Genomic DNA, 16584 nt, shown 5'->3' on the forward strand with positions numbered 1-16584 from the left:
GCATTGCTTGGGCATGCTGGCGTGAGCATTTGGAGGCAAGAGCGCATGCGTGGACCACAGCCCAGGACAATCACCCTGATCGGAGCGCCCATCGAGGGCGGCGCGGGGCGGCAGGGGTGTTCGATGGGACCGAAGGCCCTGCGTATTGCCGGGCTGGCGGACGCCTTGTCGGGCCTCGGGCACACGGTGATCGACCGTGGCGATGTTGGGCCGCGGGACAATGATTTCGCGCTCGATGGGCTGGCGCACAATGTGGGCGAAGTGACCGGATTTGCGCGTTCGCTGGCCGATGCAGGGGAAGCGGCGCTTGCGGACGGGACCGCGGTCTATCTGGGCGGAGATCATGCGCTCTCGTTCGGCTCGGTGGCGGCGGCTCTGCGCCATGCGGACCGATTGGGCAAGACGCTGCATGTGCTCTGGCTGGACGCGCATGCCGATTTCAATACGCCGCTCAGTTCGACGTCGGGCAATATGCACGGCATGCCGGCAGCGTTTTTTTGCGGCGAGGCGGGGTTCGAGGGAATGCTCGAGTGCCCCAAGATGGAGGCGACCCGTTATCATCTGGTCGGTGCGCGCTCCATCGATCCGGCCGAGGTCGATCTGCTGGCGGCGCGGGGTGCCGATGTCAACGACATGGCCGAGGTCGACGAATATGGAATTGCCGCGATCCTGCGGCGCATCCTTGGCGCGGTCGAGGCCGATGACGCGCTTTTGCATGTGAGCCTCGATGTCGATTTCATCGAGCCCGATCTGGCGCCCGGCGTGGGCACGACGGTGCCCGGCGGCGCGACGGTGCGCGAGGCGCATCTGGCAATGGAAATGGTGGGGCGGTGCGGGCGGCTGGTCAGTCTCGACCTGGTCGAGCTCAACCCGTTTCTCGACGATCGGGGAAAGAGCGCCCGGCTGATGGTTGATCTGGCGGCCAGCGCCTTCGGGCGCCGCATTTTCGACCGTCCGACACAACCTGCATAATCGAGGAAGAACATGGCACTGACCGAGGATCTTATCGCGCTGGAACAGTCTCTGGGCGCACACAATTACAAGCCGCTCGACGTGGCGTTGGTGCGCGGCGAAGGCGTGTTCGTCTATGATGTGGACGGCAAGCAATATCTCGATTGTCTGTCGGCTTATTCGGCGGTCAATCAGGGCCATTGCCATCCCAAAATCTTCGAAGCGATGGTCGAGCAGGCCAGAAAGCTGACGCTGACCTCGCGGGCCTTTCACAACGACCAGCTCGCCCTATTCTATCAGGAGATCGCGGAGCTTACCGGATCGCACAAGGTGCTGCCGATGAACACGGGGGCCGAGGCGGTCGAGAGCGCCATCAAGGCGGTGCGCAAATGGGGTTATGAGGTCAAGGGCGTCGAAAAGGACAAGGCGGAGATCATCGTCTGTGCCAACAATTTTCACGGGCGGACCATGGGAATCGTCGGGTTTTCGACGGATCCGGATGCGCGGGGCGGGTTCGGGCCGTTCGCGCCCGGGTTTCGGATCATTCCGTTCGGCGATGCCGAAGCTCTGGAAAAGGCGATTACCCCGAATACCGTCGGGTTTCTGGTCGAGCCGATCCAGGGCGAAGCTGGCGTTATCATTCCGCCGGAGGGGTATTTCCGGCGCGTGCGGCAGTTGTGCACCGACAATAATGTGACGCTTATATTAGACGAAATTCAAACGGGGCTCGGCCGGACGGGCAAGCTGCTGGCCGAGCAGCATGAAGGCATCGAGGCTGACGTTACGCTGCTGGGTAAGGCACTTTCGGGCGGGTTTTACCCCGTATCCGCCGTGCTTTCCAATTCGGAGGTTCTGGGCGTGCTTCAGCCGGGGCAGCATGGCTCGACGTTTGGCGGCAATCCGCTGGCCTGTGCAGTGGCGCGGGCGGCGCTGCGGGTCTTGACCGAGGAGGGCATGATCGAAAATGCCGCCGCGCTCGGGCCGTATTTCCTCGACGGGCTGGCCGGCATCAAATCGAACCATATCCGTTCGGTTCGGGGGCGCGGGCTGATGCTGGCGGTCGATCTGCACCCCGAAGCGGGTGGAGCGCGGAAATTCTGCCATACACTTAAAGAGCATGGCATTCTGGCCAAGGACACCCACACCGACACGATAAGGATCGCACCGCCCCTGGTGATTACCAAGGGACAGATCGATGATGCGCTTGAAGTGTTCGACAAGGTGCTTGTGGGTTAGGTTTCCACATTGTCGGCGACGTAGGCGCCGCGCTTGCCCATGGGGCGGTCGGGGCCGACCGTGCTGTCGACGGCGGTCCGCAGTTCGATGCCAGCGTTGAGCGCTGCTCCGAAGACAAAGATCTGTGCGGAGATGAACATCCAGAACAGCATGACCACGGCGGCAGCGAGCGATCCGAAAGTGGCCTCGAACTCGCCGAAATATTCGACATAGAGCGAAAACAGCAGGCAGGCGGCGATCCAGACGAGGGCCGCCAATGTCGCTCCGGGCCAGATCCAGCGCAATTTGGCGCCACGCCTGTTGAGAGCGTAGCGGTAGATCAGAGCAAAGGCGACAACGGCCAGGGCGAGAAGTGCCGGCCAGCGCAATAGCAGGGCAAGCTGTTCGCTGGTGCCCGGAAAGGGAGAGAGAGAGGTGACAATGGGAATGGCCGCGATCAGCGTCAGGGCCACGACCAGAAAGACAGCGCCGAGAACGGTCGTGGCAAAGGCCACCAGCACTCCAATGAAAAAGCCGCGATCCGATGTCTCGCCATAGGCGACCGAGGTGGCGTGCAGGAGCGCATCGACGCCGCGCGAACTACTCCAGAGTATGACCACTATGGAAATGGCCAGTCCGACGCCGAACCCTGTCTGATCCTGGTTCATGAAGGAGTCGAGCTGATTGGCGATCAGCGAATAGGCAATGGCCGGCATGATGTCGGAAAATCTGTCGATCTCGGCCCGCAGCGCACCATAATCACCGAGGATGCCGACCAGCGACACGACGATGCCGATGGCGGGAAAGATCGACAGGAATCCGAAAAACGCAACCCCGGCGCAGCGAAGGGACATGTCCTTTTCGCTCATGGTCTTTATCGTATGGATCGCAACGCGCTTCCAGTCCCGCAACGAGAGGGCGAAAGGATTGTGCGCCGAATGGGTCACCTGGCTAGCTCGCGCTGAGAATACGTTCGATCTGATCCACAGGATGGTTGGTCAGCGTCTTGGGAACTTCGCCGATTACGCGGTCAGTGACAACCGCATGGAGTTCCTTGCGCAATTCGCCCAGGAGCCGGGGGGCCGCGCACAACACGATCTGCTTGTAACGATTCTGGTTGGCGTATTTGTAGAGCAGTTCGGCGGCTTCCTTGGCGAAACGCTCTTCGGCAAGCCGATGCCAGTCGGTCGGCTCCATCGCGCTCTTGTGGCCGGGACCGCTGTCGTTCATCCGGCCGGGCGCGTCGGTGCCCTGTTCCCGTGTTGGCGGATTGTCCTGTTCCATTTCGCGCACGACCTTGAAAACAGGATTTTTGCGCGTGCCCGTGTTTTCAAAGAACAAGGCTTTTTCGCCATCCGCGACAAGCACCCAGACCTTATTGTCGACCTTGAAATCCATTTCCTGCATGGGTGGCTCCTGTTCTTTCGAAATGCGAACAGGGAACGGGTCAGGGCGTCGTGGGTTCCGAGCGGATCACTCGGCGCTGAAATTGGCGTGGCGGGCCAGCCGGGAGAGGCCGAGGGTAACGAGAACAAGGGCCGCCGTGCCCATCAGAACCGGCGAAAAGCCCGTGTGCTCGGCGATGAAACCGATGGCGGATGGGGCGACCAGAATGCCCGAATAGCCCATGACCGTGACAATCGACAGCCCGATCCCCGAGGGGATGCCCGGGAGGTTTCCGGCGGCGGAAAAGGCGATGGGGACGATGTTGGAAATGCCGATACCGGCAATGGCAAAGCCCAATATGGCGAGTTGGGGCGTGGGGGCGAGTGCGGCAAGCATCATGCCGGTCAGCGCGAAGCCCCCGCACATGCGCAGGGTGACGACGGCGCCGAGCCTTTGCCGGATGAAATCGCCCGCAAAGCGCATGATGGCCATCGTCGCGGAGAAGGCGGCAAAGCCAAGCGCTGCAAGTTCGATGCCGGCCCCGTGCTCCTTTTGCAAAAAGAGCGCCGACCAATCGAGAATGGCCCCCTCGGGAATCATGGAGAACAGCGCCATGATGCCCACGAGATAGGGCAGGGGCGAGCGGGGAAATTTCAGAGGTGTCGCGGCCCGGGCCTCTGGCGTTGGTTGATCCTGAGCGAGGAGCGGGAGCGCGAAAAGGGCAGCGCCCGCGGCCAGGATCGTGAGAATGAATGCGTGAGCCAACTCGCCCAGCGCGCCGAGCAGAACGCCGCCCAGGGCGGCACCAAGCAAGGCACCCAGGCTCCAGAAACCATGGCATGAGGACATGATCGCCCGCTTCATGCGTTTTTCGACGGCCACCGCATTTGTATTCATGGCCACGTCCATGCCGCCGATGAGGCCGCCGAACACGAAAATGACCACCGCGGTGGTTATCAGTTCGGGAGCGATGGTGAGCAGCAACAGCATGGGCAGGACGCCAAGCGTTGCGGGCTTGAGCAGAGGGGCGGATCCGTGCCGTGCGGTCAGCGCGCCGATAACGGGCATGATGGCAATCGAGCCCAGACCGAAGACCAGAATCAGCAGGCCCATTATCGACTCGGTTATGTCGAGCCGCGCCATGAGCACCGGAATCTTGGGCGCCCAGCTTCCCACAAGAAAGCCATTGACCAGAAACAGGGCCGAGACGGCCAGCCGGTCGCCGCGCATGCCGAAATAAAGCGGCGCAGAGCCGCGGGACGTCGCCAGATCGGACATCGAAATCCACACTCGCAAAAGGGGATGGTCGTTGTCCTTCATTCAACCGATTGCGCCAATTTGGGCAAGCCTTTTTCTGTAATCGATGTCATCGGCGGCCCTTAGCAAGAAAACTGTGCCTCGAAGGTGTCATAAGGGCGCGCAAAACTGGCATCTGCGTTCGGAATCGACTAAACCCGGTGCCAGCAGAATCAGTGCAGAACGAGCATCGTGACAGATACGCCAGAAGATGACGCAGGCAGCGTAACGCCCTCCGACATCCACCCGATCTCGATAACCGACGAGATGCGCAAGTCCTACCTCGATTACGCGATGAGCGTGATCGTGAGCCGGGCCTTGCCCGACGTGCGCGACGGGCTCAAACCCGTGCATCGCCGCATCCTCTTTTCGATGCACGAGCAGGGGTACGAACACAATAAGCCCTATCGCAAATCGGCCCGCGTGGTTGGTGACGTGATCGGTAAATATCACCCGCATTCGGACGATGCGGTCTATATGTCCCTCGTGCGCATGGCGCAGACCTTCTCGATGCGCGTCAAGCTGATTGACGGGCAGGGGAACTTCGGTTCGGTCGATGGCGATATGCCGGCGGCCATGCGCTACACAGAAGCGCGCATGGAAAAGGTCACCGGCTCGCTGCTCGACGATCTCGACAAGGATACCGTCGATTTCCGAGACAACTACGACGCGAGCGAGCGCGAACCGACGGTTCTGCCGGCGCGCTTCCCCAATCTGATCGTCAATGGCGGCGGCGGCATCGCCGTGGGCATGGCCACCAACATCCCGAGCCACAATCTGGGCGAGGTGATCGACGCGTGCCTGGCCATGATGGACAATGCCGACATCACGGTCGACGAATTGATGGAAATCATTCCCGGACCGGATTTTCCGACCGCGGGGATCATCATCGGCAAATCGGGTATCCGCTCGGCTTATGAAACTGGTCGCGGGTCTGTGCTTATGCGCGGGCGGGTTACGGTCGAAGAGGTTCGCAAGGAACGCGAAGCACTGATCGTTCACGAGATACCCTATCAGGTGAACAAGGCGACGATGATCGAAAAGATCGCCGAGATGGTGCGCGACAAGCGCATCGAAGGCATCGCCGATATTCGCGACGAGTCCGATCGGCAGGGCATGCGCGTGGTCATCGAGCTCAAGCGCGATGCCGTGGCCGATGTCGTGCTCAACCAGCTCTATCGCTATTCGATGCTGCAGACCTCATTCGGCTGCAATTTCGTGGCGCTCAATGGCGGCAAGCCCGAACTGATGAACCTGCAGTCGATCCTGCAGGCGTTTTTGCGGTTCCGCGAAGAGGTGATCACCCGCCGCACCCGGTTCCTGCTCAACAAGGCGCGCGATCGCGCCCATGTGCTGGTCGGGCTGCTGGTCGCGGTCAACAATGTGGACGAGGTCATCCGCCTCATCCGTTCGTCGCCAGACCCCGCGACGGCGCGCCAGAAACTGCTGGAGCGCGATTGGCCGGCATCGGACGTGATGGATCTGATCGGGCTGATCGACGATCCGCGTCACCAGATCAATGACGACGGCACCTTCAAGCTCTCGGACGAACAGGCGCGGGCCATCCTGGCGCTGACCCTGTCGCGGCTGACGGCGCTTGGGCGGAACGAAATCGGCGATGAGCTCAACTCGCTTGGCGAGCAGATCAAGGATTATCTCGACATCTTGCGCTCGCGCGAGCGGGTCCTGGGCATCATTCGCGACGAACTCAACGAGATCAAGGATCAGTACGCAACGCCGCGCATGACACAGATCGACGAGTTCGCCGGCGATCTCGACGATGAAGACCTGATCGCGCGCGAGGACATGGTCGTGACCGTCTCCCATGCCGGTTACATCAAGCGCGTGCCGCTCTCGACCTATCGCGCGCAGCGCAGGGGCGGGAAGGGGCGTTCGGGCATGTCGACACGCGACGAGGATTTCGTCGCGAGACTGTTTGTCGCCAATACGCACACGCCGGTGCTGTTCTTTTCCTCGCGCGGCATCGTCTACAAGATGAAGGTCTGGCGGTTGCCGGTCGCCGCGCCACAGGCGCGCGGCAAGGCGCTGATCAACATGCTGCCGCTCGAAGATGGCGAGCGGATCACCTCGATCATGCCGCTGCCTGAAGACGAGGACAGCTGGGCAAGCCTCGATGTGATGTTCGTGACCCAATCGGGCAATGTGCGCCGCAACAAGCTTTCGGACTTCGTCGAGGTGCGTCAGAACGGCAAGATTGCCATGAAGCTCGATGAGGGTGACGGAATTGTCGGCGTCGAAACGGCTTCGGAAAGCGACGATATCCTGATCACCACGGCCAAGGGCCAGTGCATCCGCTTTGCGATCACCGATGTGCGCGTGTTCAAGGGGCGCGATTCGACAGGGGTGCGGGGCATCAACCTGGCCAAGGGCGATGAAGTGATCGCCATGTCGATCCTGCGGCATTTCGATGCTTCGGCGGAAGAACGTGCGGCGTATCTGAAGATGAGCCGTGCGGTGCGCGGCGAGGCCGACGAAAACGCGGAAGTCGCAGAAGCTGTCGAGGTCGACGAAGAGGTGGCGGGCGATGCACCGCTCGATCAGGACCGTTATGCGTCCATGAGTGCGGCTGAGCAGTTCGTTTTGACCATTTCGGAAAAGGGTTTTGGCAAGCGGACTTCGTCGTTCGAATACCGTGTGACTGGCCGAGGCGGCAAAGGCATCGTCGCCATGGCGGTCAACAGCCGCAACGGCAGCCTTGTGGGCTCGTTCCCTGTGGAAGACGAAAACCAGCTTATGCTGGTGACAAATGGCGGCCAGGTGATCCGCGTACCAGTCGATGGTATTCGCATTGTCGGGCGGTCGAGCCAGGGCGTCACGATCTTCCGTACGGCAACGGATGAAAAAGTGGTGTCGGTGGAACGCATCACCGAGCCTGAAAGCGCCGAGGGCGAAGAGCCCGAAGATGGTGCCGAGGCTCCTCCGAGCGAAGAGTAATCGAGCATAGCCATGGCTCTTGCCAGAATCCTGGGGCCATGGCTAGCTGAGGGCGCTTTCCCGTGGAGGGTGCCATGCCCGATATAACTTCGCTTCTCGCTTTTCTCGCGGCTTCATTTTTCATAGCGGTCGTTCCCGGACCGACCGTGACTGTCATCATTGCCAGCGCGTTGTCGCGCGGGACGATGGCCGGCATGGCCATTATTCTGGGCACGCAGTTGGGGTTGGTCTCGATGATCGCGGTTGTCGCCTTCGGCCTTGAGGCGGTGATGAGCCTGATGGGTTGGGCATTCGACTGGATCAAGCTGATCGGGGCGGCGTATCTGATCTGGCTGGGCTATCGCATGCTGCGCTCGAGCGGGGAGATCGAGACAGTTAAGGCCGAGCGGCACAGGAGCCTGCGCGGCTATGTGGTTCAGGGTTTTGTGGTCATCTGGTCCAATCCGAAGGCATTGCTGATGTTTGGCGCTTTCCTGCCGCAATTCGTGGTGGCCAGCGGTGCGGCGCTGCCGCAGATCCTCTTGCTGGGCGGATTGTTCATGCTGGCGACGACGCTGAGCGATTCCGTTTATGCGGTGCTGGCCGGACAAGCGCGCCACTGGATCAATGCGGCGCGGGTGCGGCTGGTCAATCGCGTTTCGGGCGCTGTGCTGATCGGGGGCGGCATCTGGCTTGCGCTCCAGCGCCGAGCGTGACAAAAACCGGCAATGACTGAGCGTGTGGGATTTTACCCCGGATCGTTCGATCCGGTGACCAACGGCCATCTCGATGTTATCGAGCGGGCATGCAAACTCGTGGACCGGCTGATTGTCGGGATCGGGGTGCACGCGGCCAAAAAGCCGATGCTGAGCGCGGACCAGCGGCGCGACCTGCTGGCGGAGACGGCAGGGGCGATCGGGACGCGCAAGGGCGTGGCAATCGAGATCGTCGAGTTCGACGGATTGATGGTTCAGGCGGCACAGCGCTGCGGCGCGGGCATGGTCATTCGCGGGCTGCGCGATACGACTGACTATAATTACGAAATGCAGATGGTGGGCATGAACGCGCAGATGGCGCCCGACATTCAGACGGTATTTGTGCCTTCGAGCCCCTATGTGCGCCATATTTCGGCAACTCTGGTGCGCCAGATAGCGGAGATGGGGGGCGATATTGCCCCCTTCGTGCCGCGTGCCGTGCTCAAACTTCTGGAGACATGATGGCTGATCATTCCGCCAAACCGGCCAACCGCATGGTTGGCTTTCTCGTTTTCGCTTTCGTTGCCGTTTTCGGCGTTATGGTTGCATGGCCTTATCTGCCATTCGGGCAGACCCCAGCCATGGCACAATCTGCCTCCGAAGCGCCCGCGGACGCCCCTATTGCCACGATGACGCTGGAGAGCGGCGATGTGACGATCGCGCTGCGTCCCGATCTGGCGCCCGAACATGTGGCGCGGATCACCGAACTGGCCAATTCGGGCTTTTATGACGGCTTGAAATTCCATCGGGTGATCGATGGGTTCATGGCCCAGACAGGCGACCCGCAAGGCACGGGAATGGGCGGGTCCGACCTGCCCGACCTCAACGCCGAGTTTTCAAACGAATCCTTCGTGCGCGGGACGCTGGGGATGGCGCGCTCGGCCAGCCCCAACTCGGCCAATTCCCAGTTTTTCATCGTGACAGCGGATTCGCCGCATCTGAACGGGCAATATACCTTGTTCGGCAATGTCATCTCGGGAATGGAGCTGGTCGACGGGCTGGAAAAAGGCTCGGCAAGCGCCAATGGTGCTGTCGCCAATCCCGACATCATGGTTTCTCTGCGCGTCGCAGAGTAACAATAATCAAGAAAAGGAAAGCCGCTCATGGCCGATATCAAGGATCCGGAAAACACAATCGTCATGGAGACATCGAAGGGCAATGTGGTCATCGAACTGCGCCCCGACCTGGCTCCCGGCCATGTGGACCGCATCAAGGAACTGGCCCGCGAAGGGTTTTACGACGGGATCGTGTTTCATCGCGTGATCGACGGGTTCATGGCTCAGGTCGGCTGCCCCAAGGGCAACGGCACGGGCGGATCGGACAAGCCCGATCTCAAGGCGGAGTTTTCGCAGGAAAAGCATGTGCGCGGCACGGTTTCGGCGGCGCGTTCGGCCAATCCCAATTCTGCCAATTCCCAGTTCTTCATCTGCTTTGGCGAAGCGCCCTGGCTCAATGGTCAGTATTCGGTGTTCGGCAAGGTGATCGAGGGCATGGACGTTGTCGATCAGCTTGAAAAGGGTGAGCCGGTTCGCAACCCCGACAAGATCGTTTCGATGAAGGTTGCCGCCGACGCTGCCTAGGCTGCAGATATCTGAAGTGCTTTGTGTACCCCGGCGCGAGCCGGGGTCGCTTTTTGTGGAAGACAGAAAATGAAGGTCGATCTCTTCGACTTCGATCTCCCTGAAGACCGGATTGCGCTGCATCCGGTTTCGCCCCGCGACAGCGCGAAAATGCTGGTCGTTGGCGAAGAGGGCGCGCTTTCGGATCGGGTCGTGACCGACCTTGAGGCGATCCTGCGCGCGGGGGACGTGCTGGTGGTCAACGACACGCGGGTCATTCCGGCTGAACTGCGGGGCACGCGGCATCGTGGCGAGTTTTCCGCCTCTGTGTCCTTCAACCTGCACAAGCGGGTGGACGGCAACACCTGGCTGGCCTTTGCCCGGCCGGCCAAACGGCTGAAAGCGGGCGACCGCGTGGTGTTCGGGGCCACTTCGGAGGTCTGCATGCTCGATGAACTGGCCGCGACCGCCAAAGCGGTCGAGGACGGGCAGGTAACGCTTGGTTTCGATCTGTCCGACGCGGTGCTCGATGAGGCGATCAAGGCTCGGGGCGCGATGCCGCTGCCGCCCTATATCGGGGCCAAGCGCGACATCGAGGAACGCGACAAGACCGATTACCAGACGGTCTATGCCGAACATGACGGCGCCGTCGCCGCGCCGACCGCAGGCCTCCATTTTACGCCCGAGCTGCTCGAGCGGCTAAAGAGCAAGGGCGTCGGAATCGAACATGTGACGCTGCATGTGGGGGCGGGGACGTTCCTGCCGATGAAGGCGGACGATACCGAGGATCATCAGATGCACGCCGAATGGGGCGTGGTCTCCCCCGAAACGGTCGAACGCATCAAGGCGGCCAAGGCTACGGGCGGACGGATTGTCGCCGTGGGAACCACGAGCCTGCGGCTGCTCGAAAGCGCCGCGCGCAAGAGCGGCACGCTTGAACCTTTCGCAGACGAGACCGATATCTTCATCACGCCGGGATTTGGGTTCCGGGTGGTCGATGTGCTGATGACCAATTTCCATCTGCCGCGCTCGACGCTGTTCATGCTGGTTTCTGCCTTTTCCGGCCTGGAGACCATGCACAAGGCTTATGAGCACGCTATCGATCAAAACTATCGCTTCTATTCCTACGGCGACTCTTCGCTGTTGTTCCGGGCTGACCGATGACCGAAAATTTCCAGTTCACGCTTTCCACCACCGACGGCATGGCGCGCCGTGGGCAGATGGATACGCCGCGCGGTGAAATCAGGACGCCGGCCTTCATGCCTGTGGGGACGGCCGGAACGGTCAAGGCGATGTATCCCGAGCAGGTGCGCGAGACCGGTGCCGATATCGTTCTGGGCAATACCTATCATCTTATGCTGCGCCCCGGGGCGGAGCGGGTGGCGCGGCTGGGCGGGCTCCATCAGTTCATGGACTGGCAGCGCCCGGTCCTGACCGATTCCGGCGGGTTTCAGGTGATGAGCCTGGCCAAGCTGCGCAAGCTCGACGAGAACGGGGTCACGTTCAAATCCCATATCGATGGGTCCTCGCACAGCCTGACGCCGGAGCGCTCCATCGAAATCCAGAAGTTGCTGGATTCCGATATCATCATGCAGCTCGACGAATGCGTGAGCCTGCCGGCCGAATATGACGAGCTCGAACGGGCCATGGAGTTGTCCATCCGGTGGGCGGAACGCTCGAAAAAGGCGTTCGATAACGCCAAGGGCAGGGCGCTGTTCGGGATTGTGCAGGGGGGCGATAACGCCGAGCTGCGGGCACGATCTGCTGCCGGGCTGATCGATATCGGGTTTGACGGGTACGCGGTTGGCGGGCTGGCCGTTGGCGAGCCGCAAGAGGTGATGTTTCGAGTGCTTGACGAAACGACGCCGCAATTGCCGAGCGACAAGCCGCGCTATCTGATGGGGGTTGGTAAGCCAGACGACCTTTTGGGTGCGGTCGGGCGCGGGATCGACATGTTCGATTGCGTGCATCCGACGCGCGCGGGGCGGCACGGGCATGCCTATACGCGGTTCGGCGTGGTGAATCTGAAAAATGCCCGCCACAAGGACGACCACCGGCCGCTCGATGAAGCCTCGCCCAATCCGACGGCGCGGCGGTTTTCGAGGGCCTATCTGCATCACCTTGTCCGGTGCGAGGAAATGCTGGGCGCAATGATCCTGAGCCAGATCAACCTTTCCTATTATCAGGAGTTGATGGCGGGGATGCGAAATGCGATTGAGAATGCGACTTTCGTCCAATATTGCGCAGAGGTCCGCGAAGGCTGGGCCAAGGGCGATCTGCCGGCGCTAGATCAGGGGTGAATACGATGTCGAACAAGGTTCGCAAGGCCGGCTTCGAAGTTTTGAAGAAACACAGAAAGCGCCTGGCCGATACCAGCATGCGCGAATTGTTCGCCCATGATGAGCACCGCTTTTCGGCCTATTCGGCAGCGTTCGGCGACATGCTGCTCGACTATTCCAAGAACCGGATAGACAGCCAGTCGATGGCAGCGCTGTTCGATCTGGCCCGCGAGACGGGCGTCGAAGCGCGGCGCGACCAGATGTGGGCGGGCGATCCGATCAACATCACGGAGCACCGTTCGGTGCTGCATATGGCGCTGCGCTATGGCGGCGATGAAGCGGTGATGGTTGAAGGCGCCGACGTGATGCCGGCGGTGCGGGACGTTCTGGCGCGGATCAAGGGGTTTTCCAACGATGTGCGTGACGGGGCGATCCGCGGTGCGCTGGGTGACCAGTTTACCGATGTGGTCAATATCGGCATCGGCGGGTCCGACCTGGGGCCGGCGATGGTGACACTGGCGCTGGCGCCCTACACCCGAGCCAATCTGCGTGCGCACTACGTCTCCAATGTCGATGGCGCACACATGCACGACACGCTCAAGGGGCTCGACCCGGCGCGGACATTGTTCATCGTCGCCTCCAAGACCTTCACCACCGACGAGACGATGACGAACGCGCATACGGCCCGCAAATGGCTGGCCGATGCGTTGGGCGAGCAGGCGGTCAACGACCATTTCGCCGCTGTTTCGACCAATATCGAGGGCTGCCAGGCCTTTGGCATACGCGAAGACCGCATCTTCGGGTTCTGGGACTGGGTCGGCGGGCGCTATTCGGTGTGGTCGGCCATCGGACTGCCGGTGGCGATTGCCGTGGGATACGACAATTTCGAGGCGTTCCTGCGGGGCGCCTACGAGATGGATCAGCATTTTCTCACCGCGCCGCTTGAAGAGAACCTGCCTGTCATCATGGGCCTTTTGGGCGTCTGGTACCGCAATGCCTGGGGGTTCGGGACCCATGCGGTGCTGCCCTACGATCAGCGGCTTTCGCGCTTTCCGGCCTATCTGCAGCAGCAGGACATGGAGTCGAACGGCAAATCGGTGACACTGAGCGGCAAGCAAGCACCTTGGGAAACCGGGCCGGTCATCTGGGGTGAGCCGGGGACAAATGGGCAGCACGCCTTTTACCAATTGATCCATCAAGGGACCTCGGTCATTCCCTGCGATTTTCTCGTGGCGGCCAATCCGCACGAAGACTTGCCGCCCCATCACGTCAAGCTCGTCGCCAACTGTCTGGCGCAGTCCGAGGCGCTGATGCTCGGAAAGAGCGAGGAAGAGGTCATAAACGAGCTCAAGGGAACGGGGCTGTCCAAGGCGGAGATCAAGGCGTTGACGCCGCACAAGGTGTTTCCCGGCAACCGCCCGTCCAACACTATTCTGTATTCCCGGCTCGATCCGGCGACGCTGGGCAAGCTGGTGGCGCTCTACGAGCACAAGGTGTTCGTTCAGGGCACGATCTGGAACGTCAATTCCTATGACCAGTGGGGCGTGGAACTGGGCAAGCAATTGGCCAAGGCGCTGCTGCCCAAGGTGGAGGGCGCCGAAACGGCCGAGCGCCATGACAGCTCGACCCGGGGGCTGCTCGATCATTTCCATGCTCTGAAAGGGTAAGCCATGACCATTACGTCCGAGGAAGAACTTGAACGCCTAAAGGTCATCGGCCGTATCTGTGCGATTGCGCGCGATGCGATGGCGAGTGCGCTCGAGCCGGGCATGACGACCAAGGAACTCGATAATATCGGACGCAAGGTGCTCGACGATCACGGCGCGCGCTCGGCACCGGAAGTGACCTACCAGTTCCCCGGTGCGACCTGCATTTCGGTCAATGAAGAGATCGCGCATGGGATTCCCGGAAACCGGGTCATCAAGGCAGGCGATCTGATCAATATCGATGTTTCGGCAGAAAAGGACGGCATTTTCGCCGATACGGGGGCGTCTTATATCGTTCCGCCAGGGTCGGTGCGCCGGCTCGAAAAGCTTTGCACCGATGGCAAGAAGGCCATGTGGGCCGGCATTCGCGCGGTGCGGGCCGGTGGGCGGATCGCCGATGTCGGCGATGCGATCGGCAAGTTTGCCGGCACGAACGGCTATACGCTGATCCGCAGTCTGGCCAGCCATGGCATCGGGCACAAACTGCATGACGAGCCGGGCGAAATCCCCACCTGGCCCGACCGGTCCGAGCGGCGGCGAATTTCGGATGGGCTGGTGTTTACCGTCGAGCCGTTCCTGTCGATGGGCGGGCAGATTGCCGAAGAAAAGTCCATGGACGATCCCTGGACCCTGGTCAGCGTGCCTTCGGCGCCGTGTGTGCAGTATGAGCACACGATCGTGGCTACGCGGCGTGGGGCGGTTGTTGTGACGCTGGCTGCCTGAGATTCATTTATGACTGTGATGGCCGAAGTCCCGGCGATCAGAGCCCGCCAAGCCCATTGGACAAGCGTTGAGCGCGGATGTCGTCGGCGTTTTCGGCGATGTGGGTCTTTAATTCATTGAGCCCTGTGAGGACATCGACCCTGGCCGTCGCACAGTCGGCGTCGGGGGCGTAGCCGTTTGGCGTGGACTGGTCCCAATCGATCACAGCGTCGATCGTTTCCAAGAGCCTTTCGAGATCGCCAAAGGCATAGAGGTTGATTTCAGACCCGATGACTTCGCTCAGCGCACTGAACAGCGCGGGGTCGCCATCGGGCGGGAGATCTGGGTTGCAGGCGATGTGGGTGCGGTAGCGCAACTGGCCGGCGTAGAACCAGAAAACCGCCTCGTCCTTATCGCCCCGGTCGTAGAGTCGCGAGGCGAGGACGTAGTAGGCGGATGGATGGGCGTTGGGCGCTTCGGCCCTGAGCTGGTCGACCGGCATGGTGTTGAAGTCCTGCGCGAAGGCGGGCACCGTCGACAGCAAAAAGAAAAAGGCAAAAGGGGAGAGGGCGCGATAGAGGGCGGCCATTGGGGTGCTCCTTGAACTGGCGCCATTGGCGACCTGCAATGCGACGCAAATTTGGCAATCGGCGTGCTGCGTCAGGATGCAGCGGGTAAATGCCTAGGGTCTGTACTCGATTATTTCGCATCCGCGCTGGAGACGAAATAGTCGCGTACATATCCTAGGGCAGATGGACCAGCATCAGGGGGGCGGCGATGAGGAGCGCGAGGATGGCGGCGATGCGGAATACCCATGAGGAGCGAAGCCATGTGGGCGAGAGCAGAGAGACCGCGAAGACGACAACGGGCGGGATAAGGGCGACCTGAAGAAAATCGAGCCGCATGAAGTTCTCAAAGCCCGCGAGGCGGAGCAGCACCCAATAGCCGGCGACAAAGCCTGCCAGAGCCGCCATGACCATGAGCAGCACGTCAGCGAAAATGGCGATCATCTTGTCGAGATAGGCGCTGGAAAACACCAGGACGATGGCTGTCGCGACAAGGAATGCGGCGGAGAGCGCGACCGGCAGGCGCAGATCCGACAGGATCGACACCGTGTCGTGCGGACGGTAGGCGGTGAGCGCCAAGCCGCCGGGCACAGTGAAGGGCAGGGCGGAAAGACCCCAGATCACGCCGAGCAAGGCCAACCCGCTCAGGGCAAAGAATGCGGCGGTGACTGCGATCGCCTTGAGCCTGCTTGCAACAGGGTTCATGGCCTACTCGGTTCCTTCCACGAACACCGAATAGGCGGTGTAGCAATAGGCGGCGTCGCAATCGACGAGATCGAGTTCGAGCGCGAGGCGGCCGTCGTCCTCGGAGACGAAGGAGACGATGGGGTAATAATCGTCATAGCGATCTTCGCCCAGCAGCTTTCCGGCGGCGTTATAGATGCCCAGATCGAGGTCGGTGCAGTCCTCGTCGCAATCGCCCATGATCTCGATGGCGGTGTTGGTGGGTACATCGAGCTCGATGCGCGTGGTCGCACCCTCATTGAGGCGAACCACGCCAAAGGAATCGAGGAAAAACCCCGGCTTTGTGTATTCGATGTTTTCGAGCACCTGTTCGTAAAGGCGCGAGATATGAACGTTCTGGCTCATGGCCGGAAGCGCTGCCAACGACAGGCCGGCCGCGGAAAGCGCCACGATGAAAGGCTTTGCGTGCAACATGGAATGGCGGTCCCTCGTCTTCTTGAGCCCGTCCCGCGCGGGGAACGGGTCCAGCATTAATGAGGCTCTGCGGCAAC

The 16584-nt window shown here is 61.2% G+C and carries 17 protein-coding genes; 11 read left to right on the forward strand and 6 right to left on the reverse strand.

The annotated features are described in order from the left end of the window. The first annotated feature begins 45 nt into the window (after positions 1–45). Positions 46–972: an arginase gene (gene rocF / locus V6617_RS09700; protein WP_338606785.1), complete on the forward strand. Its 927-nt coding sequence runs from the start codon at positions 46–48 to the stop codon at positions 970–972. A 12-nt stretch (positions 973–984) separates the two neighbouring features. Then, positions 985–2187, forward strand: a complete 1203-nt coding sequence (rocD, locus tag V6617_RS09705) for an ornithine--oxo-acid transaminase (RefSeq protein WP_338606786.1) — start codon at positions 985–987, stop codon at positions 2185–2187. On the opposite strand, the gene V6617_RS09710 is transcribed toward rocD, so the two are convergent. The 3 genes from V6617_RS09710 to V6617_RS09720 all read right to left on the reverse strand — a co-directional run bounded on the left by V6617_RS09710 (position 2184) and on the right by V6617_RS09720 (position 4830). Further along, entirely contained in the window at positions 2184–3113 is a 930-nt protein-coding gene (locus V6617_RS09710; RefSeq protein ID WP_338606787.1) for a YihY/virulence factor BrkB family protein, read from the reverse strand. The genes rocD and V6617_RS09710 overlap by 4 nt on opposite strands. Positions 3114–3117: 4 nt before the next feature. Next, entirely contained in the window at positions 3118–3573 is a 456-nt protein-coding gene (locus V6617_RS09715) for a host attachment family protein (protein WP_338606788.1), read from the reverse strand. 66 nt (positions 3574–3639) lie between these two features. Beyond that, entirely contained in the window at positions 3640–4830 is a 1191-nt protein-coding gene (locus V6617_RS09720; RefSeq protein ID WP_338610669.1) for an MFS transporter, read from the reverse strand. A gap of 285 nt (positions 4831–5115) precedes the next feature. Between V6617_RS09720 and gyrA the strand changes: the two genes are divergently transcribed. The 9 genes from gyrA to map all read left to right on the forward strand — a co-directional run bounded on the left by gyrA (position 5116) and on the right by map (position 14804). After that, the gene (gyrA, locus tag V6617_RS09725; RefSeq protein ID WP_338610670.1) at positions 5116–7803 is read left to right on the forward strand and encodes a DNA gyrase subunit A; all 2688 of its coding nucleotides are present in this window, start codon (positions 5116–5118) and stop codon (positions 7801–7803) included. 74 nt (positions 7804–7877) lie between these two features. Next, positions 7878–8498 carry a LysE family translocator gene (locus V6617_RS09730; protein WP_338606789.1) on the forward strand — a complete coding sequence of 207 codons (621 nt, stop codon included), beginning with the start codon at positions 7878–7880 and terminating at the stop codon, positions 8496–8498. A gap of 12 nt (positions 8499–8510) precedes the next feature. Beyond that, the gene (coaD, locus tag V6617_RS09735; protein WP_338606790.1) at positions 8511–8999 is read left to right on the forward strand and encodes a pantetheine-phosphate adenylyltransferase; all 489 of its coding nucleotides are present in this window, start codon (positions 8511–8513) and stop codon (positions 8997–8999) included. Then, positions 8999–9613, forward strand: a complete 615-nt coding sequence (locus V6617_RS09740) for a peptidylprolyl isomerase (RefSeq protein WP_338606791.1) — start codon at positions 8999–9001, stop codon at positions 9611–9613. The genes coaD and V6617_RS09740 overlap by 1 nt, the downstream gene beginning before the upstream one ends. A 27-nt stretch (positions 9614–9640) precedes the next feature. Beyond that, positions 9641–10117: a peptidylprolyl isomerase gene (locus V6617_RS09745; RefSeq protein ID WP_338606792.1), complete on the forward strand. Its 477-nt coding sequence runs from the start codon at positions 9641–9643 to the stop codon at positions 10115–10117. A gap of 69 nt (positions 10118–10186) precedes the next feature. Then, a complete protein-coding gene (gene queA / locus V6617_RS09750; protein WP_338606793.1) occupies positions 10187–11260 on the forward strand; it encodes a tRNA preQ1(34) S-adenosylmethionine ribosyltransferase-isomerase QueA in 1074 nt (357 codons plus the stop codon). Then, a complete protein-coding gene (tgt, locus tag V6617_RS09755) occupies positions 11257–12396 on the forward strand; it encodes a tRNA guanosine(34) transglycosylase Tgt (protein WP_338606794.1) in 1140 nt (379 codons plus the stop codon). The genes queA and tgt overlap by 4 nt, the downstream gene beginning before the upstream one ends. A 5-nt stretch (positions 12397–12401) precedes the next feature. Then, the gene (gene pgi, locus V6617_RS09760; protein WP_338606795.1) at positions 12402–14042 is read left to right on the forward strand and encodes a glucose-6-phosphate isomerase; all 1641 of its coding nucleotides are present in this window, start codon (positions 12402–12404) and stop codon (positions 14040–14042) included. Between the two features lie 3 nt (positions 14043–14045). Then, on the forward strand, positions 14046–14804 hold the full coding sequence (gene map, locus V6617_RS09765) for a type I methionyl aminopeptidase (protein WP_338606796.1): 759 nt from the start codon (positions 14046–14048) through the stop codon (positions 14802–14804). Positions 14805–14841: 37 nt separating this feature from the next. Here map and V6617_RS09770 read toward each other — a convergent pair whose 3' ends face one another. From V6617_RS09770 to V6617_RS09780, 3 genes are all read right to left on the reverse strand, one after another. Beyond that, a complete protein-coding gene (locus V6617_RS09770) occupies positions 14842–15372 on the reverse strand; it encodes a hypothetical protein (RefSeq protein ID WP_338606797.1) in 531 nt (176 codons plus the stop codon). Positions 15373–15526: 154 nt separating this feature from the next. Beyond that, entirely contained in the window at positions 15527–16054 is a 528-nt protein-coding gene (locus V6617_RS09775; RefSeq protein WP_338606798.1) for a hypothetical protein, read from the reverse strand. A gap of 3 nt (positions 16055–16057) precedes the next feature. Then, entirely contained in the window at positions 16058–16564 is a 507-nt protein-coding gene (locus tag V6617_RS09780; protein ID WP_338606799.1) for a hypothetical protein, read from the reverse strand. Positions 16565–16584: the final 20 nt, after the last annotated feature.

It is taken from the genome of Pelagibacterium nitratireducens, from assembly GCF_037044555.1.
In the GTDB taxonomy this organism is placed as follows: domain Bacteria; phylum Pseudomonadota; class Alphaproteobacteria; order Rhizobiales; family Devosiaceae; genus Pelagibacterium; species Pelagibacterium nitratireducens.

Coding starts and splice junctions, on each gene's coding strand:
- rocF (WP_338606785.1), top strand. CDS start 46: ATGCGTGGACCACAGCCCAGGACAATCACCCTGATCGGAGCGCCCATC.
- rocD (WP_338606786.1), top strand. CDS start 985: ATGGCACTGACCGAGGATCTTATCGCGCTGGAACAGTCTCTGGGCGCA.
- V6617_RS09715 (WP_338606788.1), bottom strand. CDS start 3,573: ATGCAGGAAATGGATTTCAAGGTCGACAATAAGGTCTGGGTGCTTGTC.
- V6617_RS09720 (WP_338610669.1), bottom strand. CDS start 4,830: ATGTCCGATCTGGCGACGTCCCGCGGCTCTGCGCCGCTTTATTTCGGC.
- gyrA (WP_338610670.1), top strand. CDS start 5,116: ATGCGCAAGTCCTACCTCGATTACGCGATGAGCGTGATCGTGAGCCGG.
- V6617_RS09730 (WP_338606789.1), top strand. CDS start 7,878: ATGCCCGATATAACTTCGCTTCTCGCTTTTCTCGCGGCTTCATTTTTC.
- coaD (WP_338606790.1), top strand. CDS start 8,511: ATGACTGAGCGTGTGGGATTTTACCCCGGATCGTTCGATCCGGTGACC.
- V6617_RS09740 (WP_338606791.1), top strand. CDS start 8,999: ATGGCTGATCATTCCGCCAAACCGGCCAACCGCATGGTTGGCTTTCTC.
- V6617_RS09745 (WP_338606792.1), top strand. CDS start 9,641: ATGGCCGATATCAAGGATCCGGAAAACACAATCGTCATGGAGACATCG.
- queA (WP_338606793.1), top strand. CDS start 10,187: ATGAAGGTCGATCTCTTCGACTTCGATCTCCCTGAAGACCGGATTGCG.
- tgt (WP_338606794.1), top strand. CDS start 11,257: ATGACCGAAAATTTCCAGTTCACGCTTTCCACCACCGACGGCATGGCG.
- pgi (WP_338606795.1), top strand. CDS start 12,402: ATGTCGAACAAGGTTCGCAAGGCCGGCTTCGAAGTTTTGAAGAAACAC.
- map (WP_338606796.1), top strand. CDS start 14,046: ATGACCATTACGTCCGAGGAAGAACTTGAACGCCTAAAGGTCATCGGC.
- V6617_RS09770 (WP_338606797.1), bottom strand. CDS start 15,372: ATGGCCGCCCTCTATCGCGCCCTCTCCCCTTTTGCCTTTTTCTTTTTG.
- V6617_RS09775 (WP_338606798.1), bottom strand. CDS start 16,054: ATGAACCCTGTTGCAAGCAGGCTCAAGGCGATCGCAGTCACCGCCGCA.
- V6617_RS09780 (WP_338606799.1), bottom strand. CDS start 16,564: ATGCTGGACCCGTTCCCCGCGCGGGACGGGCTCAAGAAGACGAGGGAC.